This window comes from Dickeya dadantii NCPPB 898 (assembly GCF_000406145.1).
Taxonomy (GTDB): domain Bacteria; phylum Pseudomonadota; class Gammaproteobacteria; order Enterobacterales; family Enterobacteriaceae; genus Dickeya; species Dickeya dadantii.
This window is the reverse complement of sequence record NZ_CM001976.1, coordinates 3,694,072-3,715,507: the sequence shown is the minus strand read 5'-3', so window position 1 is coordinate 3,715,507 and position 21,436 is coordinate 3,694,072. Positions and strand designations below refer to the sequence as shown.

20 protein-coding genes are annotated in these 21,436 nt (G+C 60.3%); 14 read left to right on the top strand and 6 right to left on the bottom strand.

Annotation, left to right across the window (positions count from 1 at the left end; genetic code table 11):
• Positions 1-22: 22 nt before the first annotated feature.
• Positions 23-1,612, bottom strand: coding sequence for a gamma-glutamyltransferase family protein (locus tag DDA898_RS16750; RefSeq protein WP_038911793.1), 1,590 nt, complete (start codon positions 1,610-1,612; stop codon positions 23-25).
• A 163-nt stretch (positions 1,613-1,775) separates the two neighbouring features.
• Between DDA898_RS16750 and DDA898_RS16745 the strand changes: the two genes are divergently transcribed.
• The 7 genes from DDA898_RS16745 to hpxK all read left to right on the top strand — a co-directional run bounded on the left by DDA898_RS16745 (position 1,776) and on the right by hpxK (position 8,295).
• A complete protein-coding gene (locus tag DDA898_RS16745; protein ID WP_038911792.1) occupies positions 1,776-2,615 on the top strand; it encodes a MurR/RpiR family transcriptional regulator in 840 nt (279 codons plus the stop codon).
• 275 nt (positions 2,616-2,890) lie between these two features.
• The gene (locus DDA898_RS16740) at positions 2,891-3,682 is read left to right on the top strand and encodes a transporter substrate-binding domain-containing protein (protein ID WP_013319184.1); all 792 of its coding nucleotides are present in this window, start codon (positions 2,891-2,893) and stop codon (positions 3,680-3,682) included.
• A gap of 9 nt (positions 3,683-3,691) precedes the next feature.
• Positions 3,692-4,357, top strand: a complete 666-nt coding sequence (locus DDA898_RS16735; RefSeq protein ID WP_013319183.1) for an amino acid ABC transporter permease — start codon at positions 3,692-3,694, stop codon at positions 4,355-4,357.
• Positions 4,358-4,359: 2 nt separating this feature from the next.
• Positions 4,360-5,013, top strand: a complete 654-nt coding sequence (locus DDA898_RS16730) for an amino acid ABC transporter permease (RefSeq protein WP_107768482.1) — start codon at positions 4,360-4,362, stop codon at positions 5,011-5,013.
• The gene (locus DDA898_RS16725) at positions 4,994-5,725 is read left to right on the top strand and encodes an amino acid ABC transporter ATP-binding protein (protein WP_013319181.1); all 732 of its coding nucleotides are present in this window, start codon (positions 4,994-4,996) and stop codon (positions 5,723-5,725) included. The genes DDA898_RS16730 and DDA898_RS16725 overlap by 20 nt, the downstream gene beginning before the upstream one ends.
• Before the next feature lie 63 nt (positions 5,726-5,788).
• Entirely contained in the window at positions 5,789-7,033 is a 1,245-nt protein-coding gene (locus tag DDA898_RS16720; RefSeq protein WP_038911788.1) for a pyridoxal-phosphate-dependent aminotransferase family protein, read from the top strand.
• Complete coding sequence (hpxK, locus tag DDA898_RS16715) at positions 7,030-8,295, top strand: allantoate amidohydrolase (RefSeq protein ID WP_050570279.1); 1,266 nt, start codon at positions 7,030-7,032, stop codon at positions 8,293-8,295. Before DDA898_RS16720 ends, hpxK begins: the two co-directional genes overlap by 4 nt.
• 33 nt (positions 8,296-8,328) lie before the next feature.
• Here hpxK and DDA898_RS16710 read toward each other — a convergent pair whose 3' ends face one another.
• The gene (locus DDA898_RS16710) at positions 8,329-9,096 is read right to left on the bottom strand and encodes an amidohydrolase (protein WP_038911787.1); all 768 of its coding nucleotides are present in this window, start codon (positions 9,094-9,096) and stop codon (positions 8,329-8,331) included.
• Positions 9,084-10,241 carry a pyridoxal phosphate-dependent aminotransferase gene (locus DDA898_RS16705; RefSeq protein WP_038911785.1) on the bottom strand — a complete coding sequence of 386 codons (1,158 nt, stop codon included), beginning with the start codon at positions 10,239-10,241 and terminating at the stop codon, positions 9,084-9,086. The genes DDA898_RS16710 and DDA898_RS16705 overlap by 13 nt, the downstream gene beginning before the upstream one ends.
• 221 nt (positions 10,242-10,462) lie before the next feature.
• Between DDA898_RS16705 and DDA898_RS16700 the strand changes: the two genes are divergently transcribed.
• From DDA898_RS16700 to DDA898_RS16690, 3 genes are read left to right on the top strand one after another with little or no spacing between them, the layout of a single operon-like run.
• Complete coding sequence (locus DDA898_RS16700) at positions 10,463-11,077, top strand: methylthioribulose 1-phosphate dehydratase (protein WP_038911784.1); 615 nt, start codon at positions 10,463-10,465, stop codon at positions 11,075-11,077.
• On the top strand, positions 11,074-11,766 hold the full coding sequence (gene mtnC, locus DDA898_RS16695) for an acireductone synthase (protein ID WP_038911783.1): 693 nt from the start codon (positions 11,074-11,076) through the stop codon (positions 11,764-11,766). Before DDA898_RS16700 ends, mtnC begins: the two co-directional genes overlap by 4 nt.
• 13 nt (positions 11,767-11,779) lie before the next feature.
• Positions 11,780-12,322, top strand: coding sequence for a 1,2-dihydroxy-3-keto-5-methylthiopentene dioxygenase (locus DDA898_RS16690; protein WP_038911782.1), 543 nt, complete (start codon positions 11,780-11,782; stop codon positions 12,320-12,322).
• Between the two features lie 75 nt (positions 12,323-12,397).
• Here the strand turns inward: DDA898_RS16690 and mtnA are convergent, their stop codons facing one another.
• Positions 12,398-13,429, bottom strand: a complete 1,032-nt coding sequence (gene mtnA / locus DDA898_RS16685) for an S-methyl-5-thioribose-1-phosphate isomerase (protein WP_038911781.1) — start codon at positions 13,427-13,429, stop codon at positions 12,398-12,400.
• Between the two features lie 424 nt (positions 13,430-13,853).
• Here mtnA and mtnK point away from each other — a divergent pair, with 424 nt between their 5' ends.
• Complete coding sequence (gene mtnK / locus DDA898_RS16680; RefSeq protein ID WP_038911780.1) at positions 13,854-15,056, top strand: S-methyl-5-thioribose kinase; 1,203 nt, start codon at positions 13,854-13,856, stop codon at positions 15,054-15,056.
• Between the two features lie 60 nt (positions 15,057-15,116).
• On the opposite strand, the gene fadE is transcribed toward mtnK, so the two are convergent.
• Positions 15,117-17,561 carry an acyl-CoA dehydrogenase FadE gene (gene fadE, locus DDA898_RS16675; RefSeq protein ID WP_038911779.1) on the bottom strand — a complete coding sequence of 815 codons (2,445 nt, stop codon included), beginning with the start codon at positions 17,559-17,561 and terminating at the stop codon, positions 15,117-15,119.
• 361 nt (positions 17,562-17,922) lie between these two features.
• Here fadE and lpcA point away from each other — a divergent pair, with 361 nt between their 5' ends.
• Positions 17,923-18,504, top strand: coding sequence for a D-sedoheptulose 7-phosphate isomerase (lpcA, locus tag DDA898_RS16670; protein ID WP_013319170.1), 582 nt, complete (start codon positions 17,923-17,925; stop codon positions 18,502-18,504).
• 61 nt (positions 18,505-18,565) lie between these two features.
• Positions 18,566-19,333, top strand: coding sequence for a class II glutamine amidotransferase (locus DDA898_RS16665; RefSeq protein WP_013319169.1), 768 nt, complete (start codon positions 18,566-18,568; stop codon positions 19,331-19,333).
• Here DDA898_RS16665 and dpaA read toward each other — a convergent pair.
• On the bottom strand, positions 19,304-20,029 hold the full coding sequence (gene dpaA / locus DDA898_RS16660; protein ID WP_038911778.1) for a peptidoglycan meso-diaminopimelic acid protein amidase: 726 nt from the start codon (positions 20,027-20,029) through the stop codon (positions 19,304-19,306). The genes DDA898_RS16665 and dpaA overlap by 30 nt on opposite strands.
• Before the next feature lie 310 nt (positions 20,030-20,339).
• Between dpaA and dinB the strand changes: the two genes are divergently transcribed.
• Positions 20,340-21,398: a DNA polymerase IV gene (dinB, locus tag DDA898_RS16655; RefSeq protein ID WP_038911777.1), complete on the top strand. Its 1,059-nt coding sequence runs from the start codon at positions 20,340-20,342 to the stop codon at positions 21,396-21,398.
• The last annotated feature ends 38 nt before the right edge of the window (positions 21,399-21,436 follow it).

Genomic DNA, 21,436 nt, shown 5'->3' with positions numbered 1-21,436 from the left:
TGAGATTAGCAAGATAGTGAGATTAAAACCCGGCGGCGCTGCCGTTGCTGCGCGGGTCGCTGGCGCCTTCCAGCATGCCGTTGGCATGGCGGACGATAGCGCCGGCGTGGCCGACGGTTTCACTGAATCCGCCGAGCAGTTCCACATCGTGACCCAGCGTATGCAGCGCTTCGACGGTGGCCGGCGTAAAGCGATCTTCCAGTTTCAGCGTGTCGGAAGACTGGCCCCAGGTGCGGCCCAGCAGCCAGCGCGGCGCGGTAATCGCCTGTTGCAGCGGCACGCCCTGTATCACATGGCGGATGAACAGCGCCGCCTGCGTCTGCGGCTGACCGTCGCCGCCCATTGAGCCGTACACCATGGTTCGTCCGTCAGACAGTCGCGCCGCCGCCGGGTTGAGGGTGTGAAACGGCTGCTTGCCCGGCTCCAGCGCTAGCAAGTGGGCCGGGTCCAGACTGAAGGAGGCGCCGCGGTTCTGCCACAGCACGCCGGTGCCCGGCAGCACCATGCCGCTGCCGAATTCGTGATAGAGGCTCTGGATAAACGACACCGACAGGCCGTGGCGATCGCACACGCCCAGCCAGACGGTGTCGCCCGGCCCCTTGCCTTGCCCCCAGGGCGCGGCGGTGCGGGTGTCAACATGCTTGCTCAACATATCCAGATGGCCGGTGGATAACAGCGCCTGGATATCCTGGGTGATCCGTTTCGGGTCGGTGATGTATTTGTCGCGCAGCCTGAAAGCCAGCTTGGTGGCTTCCACCACGCGGTGTATGGTCTGGCTGTCGCTGAGGTCTTCCATCCCCAGACGGTCGGTGATGCCCAGAATCGCCAGCGACACCAGTCCCTGCGTCGGCGGCGCCAGATTAAACACCTCGCCTTTGCTGTGTTTCAGCACCAGCGGCACGGTACGGCGGGCGCGGTAATTCGCCAGATCGTCGGCGGTGACCGGCATGCCCAGTTCCGCCATTTGTGCCGTCATGCGCGCCGCCAGCGCGCCGCGGTAAAAGCTGTCCAGCCCGTCCTGCGCCAGTTGTTGCAGCGTGTCGGCGAGGTCCGGTTGGGTAAAACGGCTGCCGGTACGCGGGATCTCGCCCTGCGGCATGAATACGCGGCAGAATTCGGCGAAATCGCTCAGTTCGTGGCCGCGGTTAATCAGCGCGTCTTCCTGCGACTGGGTGACCGGAATGCCGTGGCGGGCGTAACCGATGGCGTCTTCCAGCAGGGTGGCGAGCGGCAGCGGGCGGTTGATGTCCAGCTCGGCGGCGTAGGTCAGCGCTTCCTGCCAGCCGCCCACGGTGCCGGCTACGGTGAGCGCCGCGGTCGGGCCGCGGTGCGGAATGCGGTTTTCCCCCGCATATAAGGCGCGGGTCGCCAGCGAACCGGCCGCGCCGCTGGCGTCGATGGCGATCGGGTCGCCCTGCGGCGGCACAATCAGCCAGAAGCCATCGCCGCCCAGGCTGTTCATGTGTGGGTAGACCACCGCAATGGCGGCCGCGGCGGCGACCATCGCTTCGATGGCATTGCCTCCGGCGCGCAAAATACGCTGCGCGCTGGCACTGGCAAGATGATGCGGCGTGACCGCCATGCCCGATGGGGCGATATTGCTTTGCATCATGAGTAATAAGGCTCTTGTTAGACGGTAGGGTGGTCGATGCTAAGCAAAAGCTGTTCCATCTTTTTTTCTGCTTGTCGTCGGCCGACGGTTATATGCTATGTTCAGCATAACGCCGAAAGGGTGAAACAAAAGTTACAGAGCGCAAAAAGTGACAAGGACAGGCATGAAGCAGATTGATGAACGGTTACGCAGCCAGTACAGCGAACTGTCGCCGCAGGAACAGCGGGTGGCGGAATTTATCTTTGACCATTTAGACGACCTCATTAGCTATAACAGCGCCGAGCTGGCGCGGCTGAGCGGCGTGTCCAAAGCCACGGTCAGCCGCCTGTTCCGCCGCCTGGGTTACCCCAGCTACCGGGAGATGCGCGATGAGCTGCGCACCCTGCGCCAGAGCGGCATGCCGCTGACGGATAACCGCGACGCGGTGCAGGGCAACACCCTGCTGTCGCGCCATTACAAGCAGGAAATGGCTAACCTGACGCAGTGGGTCAACCAGATCGATCCACAGCAGTTCGGCGCGCTGATCGCGGCGTTGCAGCAGGCGCGGCGCGTCTGTGTGCTCGGGCTGCGCAACAGCTATCCGGTAGCGTTGCATCTGCGCCAGCAACTGCTGCAAATCCGCCCAGCGGTGCCGCTGCTGGCGCAACCCGGCCAGACGCTGGCGGAGGAACTGGCGGATCTGGATGAGCAGGATGTGGTGGTGGTGGTGGCGTTCCGTCGCCGTCCGCGGCTGATCCTGCCGCTGTTGCAGCACTTGCGCACCCGGCAGATTCCGGTGCTGCTGCTGTGCGAACCGCAGGCGCATACGCTGCCGCCGTTGGCGACCTGGTCGCTGACCGCGCCGCTGGACAGCGTGTCGGCTTTTGACAGCTACGCCAGCGCCATGAGTCTGGTTAACCTGATCAGCAATGCGTTGCTGCATCAGATGCTGGCGGACGGCCGTCAGCGCATTCACGATATTGCCGATCTTTACCTGCAACTGGATGAACTGGAGCAGCGTTAATCGCGCGCCTTACTGGTGCGGATGTTCTTTTTTGGTGCAATAAATTCCTCTTGTTATGACCTGTTATTGTGCGCTGCGGACTGAGATTCGGGCGCTTTCTTCCACTGAATAAATCCCCGTACTTACCTGGTTCAGCGCAATTCCTCCCCGGTCTGCGGTAGCGAAACGCTAGCCGGATATCTGGCACGCATTTTGCTTTTTTATTTGCAACGAAGGTTTCAATATTCTTATTGAAGAATCTTTGGTTTCAAACTAACTTAACTGGGGGCACAGCAATGAAGATCGGAAAACGTTTTTTGGCGGTAGTTGGTGCAGCACTGTTGATGGTTCAGGCCGGACAGGTAATGGCGGACCAGTTGCAGGATATCCAGAAACGCGGCGTGTTGCGTGTCGCTGTGCCGCAGGACTTCCCGCCGTTCGGCTCGGTCGGCACCGATTTGCAGCCGCAGGGGTACGACATCGACATGGCGCGCTATCTGGCCAGCGAGATGAAACTAAAGTTGCAGCTGGTGCCGGTGACCAGTGCCAACCGCGTGCCGTATTTGCAGACCGATAAGGTGGATTTGGTGATTTCCAGCCTGGGTAAAAACGCCGAACGTGAAAAAGTGATCGATTTCAGCCGCGCCTACGCGCCGTTCTTCCTTGGTGTGTTTGGTCCGAAAGACACCGATGTCGGCGCGCCGGAGGCGTTGCAGGGCAAAACCGTCGGCGTGACGCGCGGCGCGGTGGAAGACATGGTGCTGACCGAGACTGCGCCTAAAACCGCCGACATCAAGCGCTATGAAGACAACAACACCACGCTGTCGGCCTATCTGTCCGGGCAGGTGCAGTATATCGCCACCGGTAATCTGGTGATTGCGGCGATTGCCGAGAAGAACCCGGCCAAAGCGCCGGTGGCGAAATTCATGCTGAAAGACTCGCCTTGCTACATCGGCCTGAAGAAGGACGAGCCGGCGCTGAAGGCGAAAATCGACGAATTGATTGAAAAAGCCGTTAAGGACAACACGCTCAACGGCCTGTCCGAGAAATGGTTGAAAGCGCCGCTGCCGGCCAATCTGGGCGCGTAAGGATACGCCATGACTTATCAGCTTCATTTCGCGGCGCTGTGGCCTTACTGGCCGGAGTTACTGGCCGGCCTGTGGGTCACCGTGCAACTGACGACGATGGCGACGATCGGCGGGATCGCCATCGGCATTTGCGGCGCGGCATTGCGTAGCGGTAAACCGACCGTCGTCAGCCGCCTGTGGGGCCTGTACGTCGAGGCGATCCGCAATACGCCATTTGTGGTGCAACTGTTTTTCATCGTGTTCGGTCTGCCGGGGCTGGGGCTTAAGCTCACCGCCGGGCAGGCCGCCCTGCTGGCGATGCTGGTCAACCTGGGGGCTTACAGCACGGAAATTATCCGCGCCGGTATTCAGGTGACGCCGAAAGGCCAGTGGGAAGCCGCGCGGGTGCTGGGGCTGTCGCGCGCCCAGACGTTCACGCGGGTGATTTTGCCGCCCGCGCTGCAACGGATTTATCCGGCGCTGGTCAGTCAGTGCATCATCGTGATGCTCGGTTCGTCCGTGGTATCGCAGGTGTCGTTCGAAGAGCTGACTTTCGCCGCCAATTTAATTCAGTCCCGGACCTTCCTCAGCTTTGAGGTGTATCTGGTGACCACGCTCTGCTATCTGGCGCTGTCGATGTTGATGCGTCAGTTGCTGTTGCTGGCCGGGCGACGCTTTCTGGGGACGCCGCGCTGATGATGACGTTTACTGACTGGGATATTGTGCGCAACCTGCTGCTGGCCGGGCGCTGGACGGTACTGCTGTCGCTGGCGGCGTTTTTCGGCGGCGGGCTGGTCACGTTGCCGCTGTTGCTGCTGCGCCTGACCAAACGGCGGTGGCCGCTGCGTCTGACCCGGCTGTACGCCGATGTGTTTCAGGGCACGCCGCTGCTGATGCAGCTGTTTCTGGCGTTTTTCGGGCTGGGGCTGTTCGGCATCGACGTCAGCCCGTGGACCGCCGCCGCGCTGGCGTTGACGCTGTTTACCAGCGCGTTTCTGCTGGATATCTGGCACGGCAGCGTGCAGGCGTTGCCGAAAGGGCAGTGGGAAGCCTGCCGCTGCCTGGGGCTGAGCTTCACGCAGACGCTGACCCGGGTGATCGCGCCGCAGGCGATGCGTATCGCCATCGCGCCGACGGTCGGCTTTTCGGTGCAGGTGATCAAGGGCACCGCGCTGGCGTCGATCATCGGTTTCGTCGAACTGACCAAGGCCGGCACCATGCTCAATAACGTTACCTTCCAGCCGTTCAAGGTGTTTGGGCTGGTAGCGCTGGGCTATTTCCTGCTGTGTTACCCGCTGTCGTACTACAGCCGTTATCTGGAGAAGAAATTCAATGCCGCTCATCACCATTAATCAGGTCCATAAATATTACGGCCAGAACCACGTGCTGAAAGGGGTGGATCTGGATGTTGATGCGGGCGAAGTGATCTCCATCATCGGCCGCAGCGGCTCCGGTAAAAGCACTCTGCTGCGCTGCATTAACGGGCTGGAAGGTTATCAGGACGGCAGCATCAAGCTCGGTGGTATAACCGTAACCGACCGCGACTCGCAGGCGCGGGAAATCAGCCGCTCTATCGGCATGATTTTTCAGAATTTCAACCTGTTCCCGCACATGACCGCGCTGGAAAACGTGATGCTGGCGCCCAAGCTGGTGCTGGGTAAAAACGCCGCCGAATGCCGCGAGCTGGGCGTGAAAATGCTGGAAAAAGTCGGGCTGGGCGAGCGTATCGATTACTACCCGTCGAGCCTGTCCGGCGGCCAGCAGCAGCGGGTGGCGATCGCCCGCGCGCTGGCGATGAACCCGAAGGTGTTGCTGTGCGATGAGATCACCTCCGCGCTGGACCCAGAACTGGTCGGCGAAGTGCTGAAGGTGCTGGAACAACTGGCGGCTGAGGGCATGACGTTGATTCTGGTCACCCACGAAATGAATTTCGCCCGCGAAGTGGGCGACCGGGTGGTGTTCATGCATCAGGGCAAGGTGTGGGAGCAAGGTAAGGGCGATGAACTGTTCGCCAACCCGCAGACCGCCGAGCTGAAACAGTTTATCGCCTCGGTGCGGCTGTAGCGCCGCGAGCCGTACAAGCCATTACGATTTTAATGTTATTTAAGGATATCAGGAGTTCATCACATGCATAACGACCTGTTTGCGCAGATCAATCCGCCCCATCGTCTGCTCATGGGGCCTGGCCCGATCAACGCCGACCCGCGCGTACTGCGCGCGATGGCCAGCCAACTGGTCGGGCAGTATGACCCGGCAATGACCGGGTACATGAATCAGGTGATGGCGCTGTATCGTCAATTGTTCCGCACCGATAACCGCTGGACGATGCTGGTGGACGGCACGTCCCGCGCCGGCATCGAGGCGATTCTGGTGTCGGCGATCCGCCCCGGCGATCGGGTGCTGGTGCCGGTGTTCGGCCGCTTCGGCCACCTGCTGTGCGAGATTGCCCGCCGCTGCCGTGCCGATGTGCACACCATCGAGGTGCCGTGGGGCGAGGTATTTACGCCGGATCAGATAGAAGACGCCATCAAGCGGGTGAAACCGCGCCTGTTGCTGACCGTGCAGGGCGACACGTCGACGACCATGCTGCAGCCGCTGGCGGAGCTGGGCGCTATCTGCCGTCGTCATGACGTACTGTTTTACACCGACGCCACCGCTTCGTTCGGCGGCAACCCGCTGGAAACCGACGCCTGGGGGCTGGATGCGGTGTCCGCCGGGTTGCAGAAATGTCTGGGCGGGCCGTCCGGCAGCTCACCGGTGACCCTCAGCTCGCGTATGGAAGCGGTGATTCGCCAGCGTAAATGCGTGGAGCAGGGGATCCGCACCACCGACCATCAGGACGGCGACGATGAAATGATTTACTCCAACTACTTCGACCTCGGCATGATCATGGATTACTGGGGACCGGAGCGGTTGAACCACCATACCGAAGCCACCAGCATGTTGTTCGCCGCCCGCGAGTGCGCCCGCGTGATTCTGGAAGAAGGGCTGGACGCGTGCATCGCTCGCCATCAGTTACACGGCCGCGCGCTGCTGGCCGGCATCGAAGGTATGGGGTTACAGCCTTACGGCGATATCGCCAATAAGATGAGCAACGTGCTGGGCGTGGTGATCCCGCAGGGGATCCACGGCGAGCAGGTGCGCAAGCTGCTGCTGGAGGATTTCGCCATTGAGATCGGCACCTCGTTTGGGCCGTTGCAGGGCAAGATCTGGCGCGTCGGCACCATGGGTTACAACGCCCGCAAAGACTGCGTGATGCAAACGCTGACCGCGCTGGAAGCGGTGTTGAACCGTCTCGGTTTTCGCTCCGCGCAGGGCGCGGCGTTGCAGGCGGCATGGGATGTGTACGATGCCGCACGGGCGCCGGCATGAGCGAGGCGCTGATGGAAAACATGATGACGGATCTCGACGTGCAGGCGGCGGCTCGCCGGGTGATGGCACGCTGCGATCGGCTGGCGGCCATCAGCGAAACCGCCGGCCAGCTCACCCGCGTTTATCTGTCGCCGCAGCATCTTCATGCCAACCAGCAGGCGGGCGAGTGGATGCGGGATGCGGGGATGCGCGTGTGGCAGGACAGCGTCGGCAATATTTGCGGCCGCTATGAAGGTAACACGCCGGGCGCGCCGGCGCTGCTGCTGGGGTCGCACCTTGACACCGTCCGCAACGCCGGCCGTTACGACGGTATGCTGGGGGTGCTGGCGGCGATTGAAACCGTGTCGTTCCTGAATCAACACGGGATACGCTTGCCGGTGGCGCTGGAGGTGATCGGTTTTGGCGACGAAGAAGGTACCCGCTTTGACGTCACGCTGCTCGGTAGCCGCGGATTGACCGGCACCTGGCCCGACGGCTGGCTGTCGCGCCCGGACGCCAACGGCGTGACCGTGGCGCAGGCGCTGACGCAGGCCGGGCTGAATCCGGATGCTATCGCCCAGGCGGCCCGGCCGGCGGCGGATATTCTGGCCTATCTGGAGTTGCATATCGAGCAAGGGCCGTGTCTGGAGCAGGCCGGGCTGGCGCTGGGTGTGGTGACCGCCATCAACGGCGCGCGGCGGCTGAACTGTACCTTTACCGGTCATGCCGGTCATGCCGGCACGGTGCCGATGTCGCAGCGGCAGGACGCGCTGGCGGCGGCGGCGACGTGGATGACGCAGGCCGAGCAGATAACGCGTGACAGCGATCCTTATTTGGTGGCGACTTTCGGCACCTTGCAGTGCCTGCCCGGCGCGGCCAATGTGATTCCCGGCGAAGTGCGGTTGACGCTGGACATTCGCGGCCCGGAAGATAAACCGCTGGATGCGCTGCTGCAACGGCTGCTGACGCTGGCGCAGGACATCGCCATGCAGCGCGGCTGCGCGTTCAGCGCCGACGAGTATTACCGCATCGCCGCCACCCGTTGCGACGATGAACTGCAACAGCGGCTGTCCGCTGCGGTGACGCAGGTGCAGGGCGACAACCTGTCGCTGCCGAGTGGCGCCGGCCATGACGCCATCGCCATCGCCGAACGTTGGCCGGTGGGGATGCTGTTCATGCGCTGCAAAGGCGGCATCAGCCACCATCCCGATGAGTCGGTACTGGAAGACGATGTGGCGCTGGCGCTGCAGGCGCTGCTGCTGACGGTGTGGGGATATCGGTAATTAAGAGCGCCTGAGCGCTCTTGACTCTTAATATTACAAACCGAACTTATCGGCGTCGCGCCAGGCGGGAAAAGCTTCACGGTAGCTTTGCAGCGCTTCCAGCGACAGTTCGGCGTCAAGACGGGCGGGTTGGTGCTCGGGGGCCGAGGCCAGAATCGCGCCCTGTTCGTCGATAATCAGGCTGTCGCCCTGATAGCTGTGGCCGTTGCCGTCGGTGCCGACGCGGTTGCAGCCAGCCACATAGGCCTGATTTTCAATCGCCCGCGCCGCCAGCAGGGTTTTCCAGTGCAGCGCGCGCGGCGCCGGCCAGTTGGCGACGTACAGCGCCAGATCATAATCCTGACGATTGCGGGACCACACCGGGAAGCGCAGGTCGTAGCAGATCAGCGGCAGAATACGCCAGCCGCGCCATTCCACGATTTCCCGCGTCTGGCCGGACTGGTAATACTCATGCTCGCCCGCCATGCGGAACAGGTGTCGCTTGTCGTATTGGTATACCCGTCCCTGCGGGTCGGCCAGCAGAAAACGGTTGACCGCGCCCTTGCCGGTTTGCACCGCCACACTGCCGCCCACCAGCGCATTGTTGCGCTGCGCCCACTGTTTCAGCCAGGCTTCCACCACATGCTGTTCCAGACTGCTTTTGGCCGCTTCCATCGCGAAACCGGTGGTGAACATTTCCGGCAGCACGATCAGGTCGCGGCCGGTCATCTCGCCCAGCAGGTTGTCGAAATGACTGAGGTTGGCAGGGCCGTCCATCCATACCAACGGCTGTTGTAACAGGGTGACCTTTAAAGTTGACATAAACGCTCCGCGGCAGCATCCAGGGTTGATTCCTGTTTGGCAAAGCATAACCGAATCAGCGTATGAGGGAAGGGGGCTGCGCAGAAAACAGACAGTGGGATCGCCGCTACGCCGACGTGTTCGGTCAGCCAGCGGCAGAAACTGGCGTCATCCTGTGCGGAAATGGCGCGATAGTCCGCCAGCAGAAAGTAGGTACCTTCGCAGGGCAGAATCTCCAGCCGGCTGGCTGCCAGCGCGTTAACGAAGCGGTCGCGTTTGGCGCGATAAAAGTCCGGCAGTTCACGCCAGTGCTGCGACTGGTGTTGCAACATGTCGGCAATCGCCAGTTGGGCCGGCGTGTTGACGGCAAACGTCAGGTACTGATGAACCTTGCGCAGCTCGGCGCTGAGCGGCGCCGGTGCGACGCAATAGCCCACCTTCCAGCCGGTCATGTGATAGGTTTTACCGAAGGAGGACACGGCAATGGCACGCTGGCGCAGTTCCGGGTGCGCCAGCACGCTGGCGTGGCCGTCGGCGGCAAAGCAGATGTGCTCGTACACTTCGTCGCTCAGCACATAAATAGGGCGGCTGGCGATGGCCTGCCACAGCTGGCGGAAATCCTCCTGCTGCCAGACGGTGGCGGACGGATTATGCGGCGTGTTGACGATCACCAGCCGGGTACGATCGTTCAGTAAGTCGCCGAACGCCGCCCAATCAACGCGAAACGCCGGCGGTTGCAGGGCGATTCGCTTCAGCACGCCGCCGGCCAGTTGCACCGCCGGCGCGTAACTGTCGTAGCTGGGATCAAGGCAGATCACTTCATCGCCCGGCCGCACCAGTGCGCTGATGGCAGCGAATAGCGCCTCGGTGGCGCCGGCGGTAACCGTGACTTCGCTATCGGCGTCCGGTTGCCAGCCATACAGCGCCGCGGTCTTTTCCGCAATCGCCTGACGCAGCGGCGCCACGCCGGTCATCGGCGCGTATTGATTGGCACCCTGACTGACGTGATGAGCCAGACGCTGTTTCAGGTAGTCGGGGCCGTCAAAATCCGGGAAGCCTTGCGACAGGTTGATCGCCTGGTGCTGCTGTGCCAGTGCGCTCATCTGGGTAAAAATGGTGGTGCCGAGGGAAGGGAGTTTGCTGTCGGGGATCAATGCGGCGCTCATGGCTGAAAAGGACTCCTGCAAGCCTGTTATTGCTGCCACTATATACAGGATGCTAGTATTTGGCAATCAAGACGCTTGGACGTTTAAACGGCTAAATTCCGTAATCTACTAAGCCATAATCAAATATAATAAGCAGGCTCATTAGTCGGTTTGATAACGGTAGGTTTGACAACAGATAGCGTTGATAACCGCGTGACGCCTTCACCTGTACAGGATGATTTATGAGTGAGACTCCACAACTGGCCGCGCTGATGGCGGCCTGCCACTGGATTGGCGAGAAAGGCTGGTGCCCGGCGACGGGCGGCAACATGTCTGTTCACCTTGATGAACGGCAGTGCCTGATTACCGAATCCGGCAAAGACAAAGGCAGCCTGAGTGCGGAAGACTTCCTGTTGGTCGATATCGCCACCAATCACGTGCCGAGCGGCCGCACGCCGTCGGCGGAAACCGGGCTGCATACGCTGCTATATCGCTTGTTGCCGGCGGTGGGGGCGGTGCTGCATACCCATTCGGTCAACGCCACGGTACTGTCGCGGGTGGAGAAAAGCGACGCGCTGGTGCTTGAAGGCTATGAAATGCAGAAGTCGCTGAGCGGCCAGCGCACCCATTTGGAGCGGGTGGCGATCCCGATTTTCGACAACGATCAGGATATTTCGGCGCTGGCTGAGCGGGTGGCGGCCCGTCATGAGACGACGGCGCTGCGCTACGGCTTTCTGGTGCGTGGGCACGGTCTGTACTGCTGGGGCAATGACGTTAACGAGGCCCGCCGTCATCTGGAAGGGCTGGAATTCCTGTTCCAGTGCGAACTGCAACGACGCGTGCTGGAGGCGAAATGATTAACGCAATTGTCACCGATATTGAAGGCACCACCAGTGATATTCGCTTTGTGCACAATGTATTATTCCCGTACGCCCGCGCGCGTCTGGCCGACGCGGTGGCGCAGGCGGAGCGCGACCAGGAGATCGCCGCGGCGCTGACGCTAGCGCGTCAGGAACTGGGGCAGCCGGACGCCACGCCCGCCCAGTTGCTGGCGGCGTTCAATCAGTTCATGGATGAAGACCGTAAATCGCCGGCGCTGAAGCTGTTGCAGGGCATCATCTGGCGCAGTGGCTACCGTAACGGTGATTTTCGCGGTCATGTTTATGATGACGTGGCGCCGCAGCTGCGCGCCTGGCGCCAGCAGGGCATCGCGCTGTATGTCTACTCATCCGGGTCGGTGGAGGCGCAGCATCTGCTGTTTGGTCACAGCGATGCCGGCGACTTGCGGCCGCTGTTCAGCGACTATTTTGATACCCGCGTCGGCGCCAAGCGCGAGACGGCGTCGTACCACAATATCGCCCGCGCCATCGGGCTGCCCGCCTGCGAGTTGCTGTTCCTGTCGGATATTCGTCAGGAGCTGGATGCCGCCGAATTGGCGGGCTGGCATACCTGCCAGCTGATTCGCGACGACGCGGATACCGACAGCCACCATCGTCAGGTAAACCGTTTTGATCAGATCGACCTGAACGCCTATCAGGCCAACTAACAGGAGAACCGCCATGAGTGCCTTAACCATTTTCAGCGATACGGATGCCGGTCAGCCGGTCTGGCAAAGCCGCGATGCGGACGCGATCGCCCAGCAACTGAGCGCTATCAATGTGCGCTTTGAACGCTGGCAGGCGGATCGTGACCTAAGCGCCAGCCCTTCCTCCGAAGAAGTACTGGCCGCGTATCAGCATGAGATTGACAAACTGGTGGCGGAAAAAGGCTACCAGAGTTGGGATGTTGTCAGCATGCGGGCCGACAATCCGCAGAAAGACGCATTGCGCACCAAGTTTCTGTCGGAGCACACCCACGGCGAAGACGAAGTGCGTTTCTTTGTGGAAGGGGCGGGGTTGTTCTGCCTGCACGTGGACGGCCGGATTTTCCAGATTCTGTGCGAAAAGAACGATCTGCTGTCGGTACCCGCCGGCGTGCCGCACTGGTTCGACATGGGGTCCGAGCCGCATTTCACCGCCATTCGCCTGTTCGACAACCCGGATGGCTGGGTAGCCCATTTCACCGGCGATGCCATCGCCGACGCTTACCCGAAACTGGCGTAATCCTGTGTTAAGCCGTGTCGGCAGACGCCAGACACGGCTTTTCTCTTTTTGTTCCCAGCCTTTATTATCCTGCGTTTAGCCCGCCAGCGGATGCTGAAAAATACCGTTGCGTACCTGTTCCGGGGTAATCACGCCGCCATCCAGCACCCAGCCGCTGATAAGCGTCGCTGGCGTGACGTCGAACGCCGGGTTGTACACCGGCGCGTTGTGCGGCGCCCACTGACACTGACCAAAACTGCCGGCCACACCGGTGACTTCGCTGGCGGCGCGTTGCTCGATCGGAATGGCGCTGCCGTTCGGGCAGTGTGGATCGTGGGTAGTGTGCGGCGCGGCGACATAGAACGGAATGCCGTGGTAGTGCGCCAGCACCGCCAGGCTGTAGGTGCCAATCTTGTTGGCGACGTCGCCGGTGGCGGCGATGCGATCCGCGCCGACCCAGATGGCGTCGACCAGACCCTGCGCCATCAGCGAGGCGGCCATTGAATCGCAGATCAGGTGGTAAGGGATACCCAGCTCGCCCAGCTCCCAGGCGGTCAGGCGACCGCCTTGCAACAGCGGACGGGTTTCATCCACCCAGACTTTTTCCACGTTGCCCTGCTGATGAGCGCGCAGCATGACGCCAATGGCGGTGCCGACACCCGCCGTCGCCAGCCCGCCGGTGTTACAGTGGGTTAACAGGCGGCTGCCCGGTTTCACCAGCGCGGCGCCGTTATCGGCGATACGCTCGCACAGCGCTTTATCTTCCTCAATCAACCGCAGCGCTTCCTGCGTCATGGCGTTGACGAAATCATCGGCCGCCAGCGCCTGCTTCATGCGATCCAGATTGTTCATCAGGTTGACGGCAGTCGGGCGGGCGGCACGCAGCGTCTCCAGCGCCTGCGCCAGCTGCGGTCGGGATTGACCTTGCTCCGCCAACAGCGCCAGCAACAGGCTGGTGGACAGCCCAATCAGCGGCGCGCCGCGTACCCGCAGGGTGCGGATATGGTCGACCAACGCATCGACATCCGGGCAGGGACACCAGATTTTTTCCTGCGGCAGCGCCTGCTGGTCAAGGATCCAAAGCTGGTTATCAACGACGTTAAGGCTGGTGGTGTTAACGGTCTGCATGGGTGGTTAAATCCGTGTTGCGTTATTGCATCAGGATTCTTATTCTGCCAATATGCGATACAGAAGTATAGACGTCCAAACGCTTTTATGTCTATACCCTTCATACTTCAAGTTGCAGGTGTGTTGGCTGCCCTTTCTCACCCCAGTCACTTACTTGAGTAAGCTCCTGGGGATGAAATGAGAGACATCCTGTCTCTCACCGGAGGCCAGCCGCTGGCTGGTCAAATTCGTTCCCGACGAATTTGTCACTCGGTTGCCGCGTTACAAGGCTCTAACGAGCCATGCCCTAAAGGGCCAACGCGTGGCCTTGTTCAACACGCGAGCGTGTTGTCCTGCAACTCGAATTATTTTGGGTATAAAAGCATGACGTTGATAACAGACAAACACATACGTCAAACACATACGTAGATAAACGAGGTGGGTCATGTCGCTTTACCGTACTTTTAACGCGGACGATGCCGTGCAGTACGCCCGTCAGTATGGCGGGATTGCTGACTCGTCGTCGTTGGTGGCTGCCGATGAAATCGGCGACGGTAACCTGAATCTGGTGTTCAAGATCCGCGATACGCAGGGCGTCAGCCGGGTGATCGTCAAGCAGGCATTGCCGTACGTCCGGTGTGTCGGCGAGTCCTGGCCGCTGACGCTGGATCGTGCCCGTATTGAAGCGGAAACGCTGCTGGCGCACGCGCAGTATTGCCCGCGGCATACGGTAACGGTGCTGCATCATGACCCGATACTGGCGGTGATGGTACAGGAAGATTTGTCTGACCATGAAATCTGGCGGCGCGAACTGGTGAAAGGGCGTGACTACCCGCAGGCGGCGGCGCAGCTGGGGGAATATCTGGCGCAAGCGCTGTTCCACCACTCGGATTTCTACCAGTCGCCCCACGACAAAAAGGCGGCGGTGAGCCGCTTTACCAACCCGGAACTGTGCCAGATCACCGAAGATCTGTTCTTTACCGATCCGTACATCGATCATGAACGCAACCAGTTCGACCCGGCGCTGCTGCCGGATGTGCTGGCGTTACGCGATAACCCGCCACTGAAATGCGCCGTCGCCGCGCTCAAACATGCCTTTCTGAGCAAAGCGGAAGCGTTGTTGCATGGCGATATCCACAGCGGATCGATTTTCGTAGCGGAAAACCGCCTGAAGGTGATCGACGCCGAATTCGGTTTTTACGGCCCGATCGGGTTTGATATCGGTACCGCGCTGGGCAACCTGCTGCTGAACTACTGCGGGCTGCCGGGGTTGCTGCCGCCGCGCGAGGCATCCGCCGCACGCGAACGGCGCCTGGAGGATATCGTGACGCTGTGGCGTACCTTCGCGAACCGCTTTGCGGCACTAAGCAATGAGAAGAGCCGCGACCCGGCGCTGGCGGTGGAAGGCTACGTTGAGCAGTTCCTGCGGCAGGTGTGGCAGGATGCGGTGGGCTACTGCGGCAGTGAACTGATTCGCCGCACCATCGGGCTGGCGCATGTGGCTGATCTCGATACCATCGCCGATGACGCCGCCCGTCAATCCTGCCAGCGTCATGCCATTCACCTTGGCAAGACGCTGATTTTGGCCGCAGTGCATATCGACGGCCCCGAAGCCTTGCTGGCGCGGGTGCGCCAAAGCGGTGCCTAAGTCTGATAGCCAATAGCAAAAAATGGCGCCTTTTCAGACGGAAAAGGCGCCATAGCTGTTTCAGGCCGCCGTATCGGCAGGTAGTCGTTGCTCTGCTACTGCCTTGCGTGCGCTTAGGGCATCCGGCGCGAAGTCGTCAACGTTGATGGAACGCAGCCGACTGGCTTCCGCCTGCATCAGTACGCCGGCTTCTTCCGGCGTAATCACCCCTTCCGCCAGCCCGTGTTCCGCCAGTTTATCCAGTTGCATAAAGGGCAACGGGTAACCGGCCGACTGCGACAGCCGCTGATGGATCGGCTCGGCAGCCAGAATATCCAGCAACGACTGCTCCAACTGCGCGGCCGGATGATGAGCCGTTGCTTTCAGGTACAAACCGCGTCCCAGCCGGCTGCGGGTCGCCGACGGCGCTTGCAGCAGCCGCGCCAGTTGATGGTCCAACTGGTCGGCGGGCGCCGGACTGGTGTGGCCCAATGGGAAAATGACCGCCCGCAGCAGCCGGGCTACCAGTCTGTTGGGGAAGTTACGCAGTAGCTCGGTCATCGCCTGTTCCGCCTGATGCAGACAATCCTGCACACCCCAATGCACCAGCGGCAGATCGGCCTGCTGGCGACCCTCTTCGTCGTAGCGTTTCAGCGTGGCGGACGCCAGATACAACTGACTCAGCACGTCTCCCAGCCGGGCGGAAAGGCGCTCGCGGCGCTTCAGGCTGCCGCCCAGCACGCCCATCGACACATCCGCCAGCAGCGCCAGATTGGCGCTCAATCGGTTCAGACGCTGGTAGTAGCGGCGGGTGGCATCGCTGACCGGCGCACGGCTGGTGCGCCCGTTGGTCAGCCCCAGCCACAGGCTGCGCATGGCGTTGCCGCCGATATGCCCCAGATGGCCGAACAGCGCCCGGTCAAAGGCTTTCAGATCGTTGTCCTGCGCCGCGCCCATCTCGTTCAGCACGTACGGATGGCAGCGAATGGCGCCTTGCCCGAAGATAATCATGCTGCGGGTCAGAATATTGGCGCCCTCAACGGTGATGGCGATCGGCGCGCCCTGATAGTGACGGGCGACAAAGTTGGACGGGCCGAGGCAGATGCCTTTGCCGCCGGTGATGTCCATAGCATCGATGATGCCGCGCTGGCCGCGGTGGGTGCAGTGATATTTGACGATGGCGGACAGCACCGACGGCCGCGCGCCCTGCATGATGCCGCTGGTGATTAGCGTGGCGGCGGCGTCCATCACGTAGGCGTTGCCGGCCATCCGGGCCAGCGGCTCTTCAATGCCTTCCATTTTGCCGATCGGCAGTTTGAACTGGCGGCGGATGCGGGCGTAAGCACCGGTCGCCAGCGCCACGCTTTTCAGGCCGCCGGTGGCATTGGACGGCAGGGTGATGCCGCGTCCGACCGACAGGCATTCCATCAGCATACGCCAGCCCTGGCCTGCCATCTGCGGCCCGCCGATGATGTAGTCCAGCGGAACAAAAATGTTTTCGCCCTGCGTCGGGCCGTTCTGGAACGGGATATTAATCGGGAAGTGACGGCGGCCGATTTTTACGCCTTCGGTACGGGTGGGGATCAGCGCGCAGGTGATGCCGATGTCATCCCGGTCGCCCAGCAGATGGTCCGGGTCGTATAAACGGAACGCCAGACCCAACACGGTGGCGACGGGCGCCAGCGTAATGTAGCGTTTGTTCCAGGTCAGCCGCATCCCCAGCATCTGCTGGCCTTGCCACTGGCCGTAGCACACCACCCCCAAATCAGGGATGGCGCTGGCGTCGGAGCCGGCTTCCGGGCTGGTCAGCGCGAAACAAGGGATTTCGTCGCCGCGCGCCAGCCGCGGCAGGTAATGATCCTTCTGTGCGTCGGTGCCGTAGTGTTGCAGCAGTTCACCGGGGCCGAGTGAGTTGGGTACGCCGACGGTGATCGCCAGAATGCTGGATACGCCGGCCAGCTTTTGCAGCACCATTGCCTGAGCGTAAGCGGAGAATTCCAACCCGCCGTACTCTTTTTTGATGATCAGAGCGAAGAAGCGATGCTGTTTCAGTAACTCCCACAGCACCGGCGGCAGGTCGGCACGCTCGTGGGTGATTTCAAAGTCATTCGCCAGACGGCAGGCCTCTTCTACCGGCCCGTCCAGAAACGCCTGTTCTTCCGGCGTCAACGCCGGGCGGGGGTAGGTGTGCAGGGTATGCCAGTCGGGCGTGCCGCGAAACAGTTCGCCTTCCCACCAGGTGGTGCCGGCGTCAATGGCTTCTTTTTCCGTTTTGGACATCGGCGGCATCACGCGACGGAACACCGTCAGCGCCGGTGCGGAGATCAATCGTTGTCGTAGTGGCGTCGCCAGCAGCGGCACTAACAACAAGCCCAATGGAATCAGCAGCCAGGCCGACCACAGATTCAGCGCCGCCATCGCGACGACCCAAAGTACAAGCAACGCGCTGCTCTGCCACAGTGATAGCCGGTGGTAGAACAGGGCGCCGATAAGCATCAAGACGATCAGGACACTGACTGCAACCATGGTTTTATTCTCCAGTCCGTATAATCAGTTCACGCTTCGTGGTCTGACCTGTTGGTATAATGTGGTTTTAGTTCAGTGAAATGTTTTTATCAATTTCTTCACAACATAATTACAACTTGACTCACAAAGTCACACTCGAACGAGAGTGCTGACGCGCGATGCCGCCGTTTGGCAATTGTCTGCTTCTCGTGGTTTGGGCGATCCGCTACACTGCACGGCAGCACAGGTTATGTCCCTTCATGGTTGGTCCCGCTGGCGTCGTTGGTATCGCTGGCGCTGCCTGACAACGCCGCTTGCAGCGGCCGTGCATCATCAAGGGACACAGCCTAAATATCATGATGTCATTGAATGAGAGGATTCCATGTACCAGGACTTAATCCGTAATGAGCTGAAAGAAGCGGCGTCCACGCTGAATGCATTTTTAAGTGATGATGCCAATATTCAGGCGATTCAGGATGCGGCCGTTTTACTGGCGGATGCCTTCAAGGCGGGCGGAAAGGTGATCTCCTGCGGCAACGGCGGCTCTCACTGTGATGCCATGCATTTCGCGGAAGAACTGACCGGCCGTTATCGCGAAAACCGCCCCGGCTACCCGGCTATCGCCATTTCCGACCCGAGTCACCTGTCCTGCGTCAGCAACGATTTCGGCTATGACTTCGTGTTCTCCCGCTATGTGGAATCGCTGGGGCGTGAAGGGGATGTGCTGCTCGGCATTTCCACCTCCGGCAATTCCGGCAATATTATCAAGGCGATCAGCGCTGCGCGCGCCAAGCGAATGAAAGTGATTACGCTGACCGGCAAGGACGGAGGCAAGATGGCGGGCACCGCGGATGTGGAAATTCGCGTGCCGCACTTCGGTTACGCCGACCGCATTCAGGAAGTACACATCAAGGCGATCCACATTCTGATTCAATTGATTGAAAAAGAAATGGCCGGCAACTGATCGCCGGTCATCGCACACAGCAGCTAAAGGAATCAAACGCCGTTAATTAAAGGAACCGGACATGTGTGAACTGCTTGGGATGAGCGCCAACGTCCCAACGGATATCTGTTTCAGTTTTACCGGCCTGATGCAGCGGGGCGGCCGAACCGGGCCGCACCGCGATGGTTGGGGAATTACCTTCTACGAAGGCAACGGCTGCCGTACCTTCAAGGATCCGCTGCCCAGCTTCAACTCGCCGATTGCCGAACTGGTGCAGAACTATCCCATCAAGTCCTGCGCGGTGGTTTCTCATATCCGTCAGGCCAATCGCGGCGCAGTGGCGCTGGAAAACACCCACCCGTTTACCCGCGAACTATGGGGCCGAAACTGGACCTTTGCCCATAACGGTCAGCTCAAAGGGTATCGCCGTCTGAAAACCGGCCATTTTCGTCCGGTCGGGGAAACCGACAGCGAATACGCTTTTTGCTGGCTGCTGTATCAACTGTCGCAGCGTTATCCGCGCACGCCGTCCAACTGGCCGGCGGTGTTTCGTTATATCGCCACGCTGGCGGATCAACTGCGCAAAAAGGGCGTGTTCAACATGCTGCTGTCGGATGGGCAGTTCGTGATGGGATTCAGCTCGACCAAACTGCACTGGATTACCCGGCGGGCGCCGTTTGGCAAGGCGACTTTGTTGGATGATGATGTGGAAATCGACTTTCAGCAGCAGACCACACCCAACGATGTGGTCACAGTGCTGGCGACTCAGCCGTTGACCGGCAACGAAACCTGGCACCCAATTATGCCAGGAGAATTCGTCTTATTTTGTTTTGGCGAGCGTGTAATTTGATTCAGGCTGGCCGACGGGCGCGGGCTGATTAACTACGTACTGCCCGTTGAGCACCGACACCGCCGGCGGCTGGTGGGTTCTATTGAAGTAGGCATAACCGGGCTGCAGCTGACTCCAGAATTTGTAATAAGTGGAGCGGCTGTGGCGCTTCATGTTCTGCTCGTTCATGCGGAACGGGTAGATCGCTAATTCCACTTTCTGCTGCCCGTTGCGCAGCGCTTTCTCCACGTAAGTGTAAATCTCTGCGATATATTGGTTGGTCATGGCATAGCAGCCGATAGACACGCACTCGCCGTGGATCATCAGGTAACGGCCGGAATAGCCGTGCGCGCGATCGTATTCGTTCGGGAAGCCCACATTGATGGCGCGGTAATAATGGCTGTCGGGTTTCAGTTGTTTCAAATCAACCTGATAAAACCCTTCCGGACTTTTAAAATCGCCTTCGGTCATTTTGGGGCCAAGGCCGCCGGAATATTTACAGATCGGGTAACTTTGCACCAGCTTGTACTCGTTGCCGGTTCTGGCGTAAAGCTCCAGGATCCGTTCTTCCTTGAAGATCTGAATATAAACCGGTGATCCTGCCACCTGCTGTTTCATTTCTGTCGTCGCCGGCGACACCTGATTGGCGTAGCTATTGCTGATGGCGACGGAAGGCAAAACAAATAACATCGCAAGCGAAAGCGCGACTTTGTGCATTGTGAATCCTGATTGCTGGAGCGGTTATTTTATTTGATACGGTGTGTGGCGGTGACGCCCCGCATTCCCTTATCTGTCAGGCTTTGTCCTGCCATTAGGCTATGCCCCATAGCGAGGGATAGTCTGATGTCAAGTCGCGCAACCACATTATCACCGTATCTGTTTTATTCAGGAAGGAAAAAAGAATAAAAAATCGGACTATTCCGGCCAATAGCGTCCGCCGCCCATTTGATGCGGTAGCGCCGCGTAAGCGAAGGTGTTGCCTGTTGTAAAATGAATCTGTATATTTATACAGTGATTTGGAGGGGCGATGCGCAAGATCATTCATGTCGATATGGATTGCTTTTACGCCGCAATAGAGATGCGGGATAATCCGCGCCTGCGTGATATTCCGCTGGCGATTGGCGGCAGCGCCGATCGGCGTGGCGTGATCTGCACCGCCAACTATCCGGCCCGCCGTTATGGCGTACACAGCGCCATGGCTACCGCCACCGCGTTGCGGCTCTGCCCCCATCTGACGCTGTTGCCCGGCCGTATGGAGGTGTACAAGGCCGCCTCCTACCAGATTCGGGAGATCTTTTCCCGCTACACCTCGCTGATTGAGCCGCTGTCGCTGGATGAGGCTTATCTCGATGTGACCGACAGCCCGCACTGCGGCGGTTCCGCCACCTTGATGGCGCAGGAAATTCGCCAGACGATTGCCAATGAACTGCACCTGACCGCGTCGGCCGGCGTCGCGCCAATCAAGTTTCTCGCGAAGGTCGCCTCCGAACAGAACAAACCCAACGGGCAGTATGTGATTTCACCGGCGCAAATGGAGGCATTCCTGCTGGCGCTGCCGCTGGAAAAAATCCCCGGCGTCGGCAAGGTGACCGCCAAACGGCTGGCGGAGTGCGGGCTGAACACCTGCGCCGACGTTCGCCGCTATGCGCTGGCCGAACTGTTGCGGGAATTCGGCAAGTTCGGCCGGGTGCTGTGGGAACGCTGCCACGGTATTGATGAGCGCCAGGTATCGCCGGATCGCCTGCGTAAATCGGTCGGCGTTGAGAAAACGCTGGCGCAGGATATTCACGACTGGACCGCCTGCGAAGCGTTGATTGAACGATTGTACGATGAGCTGGAGCTGCGCCTGCGGCGCGTTCGCCCGGATCTGCATATTGCCCGGCAGGGCGTAAAACTGAAATTCGACGATTTTCGCCAGACGACGCAGGAGCATGTCTGGCCGGTGCTGAATAAACCGGATTTGCTGAAGCTGGCGCGGGAGAGTTGGGAGCAGAGACGCGAAGCGCGAGGGGTGCGGCTGGTGGGGTTGCATGTCTCGCTGATTGACCCGCAACTTGAACGGCAACTGGTGTTGCAGTGGGATTGACGTCGTCGTCGTGATGTTGCCGTGGAATTGACGTGTTA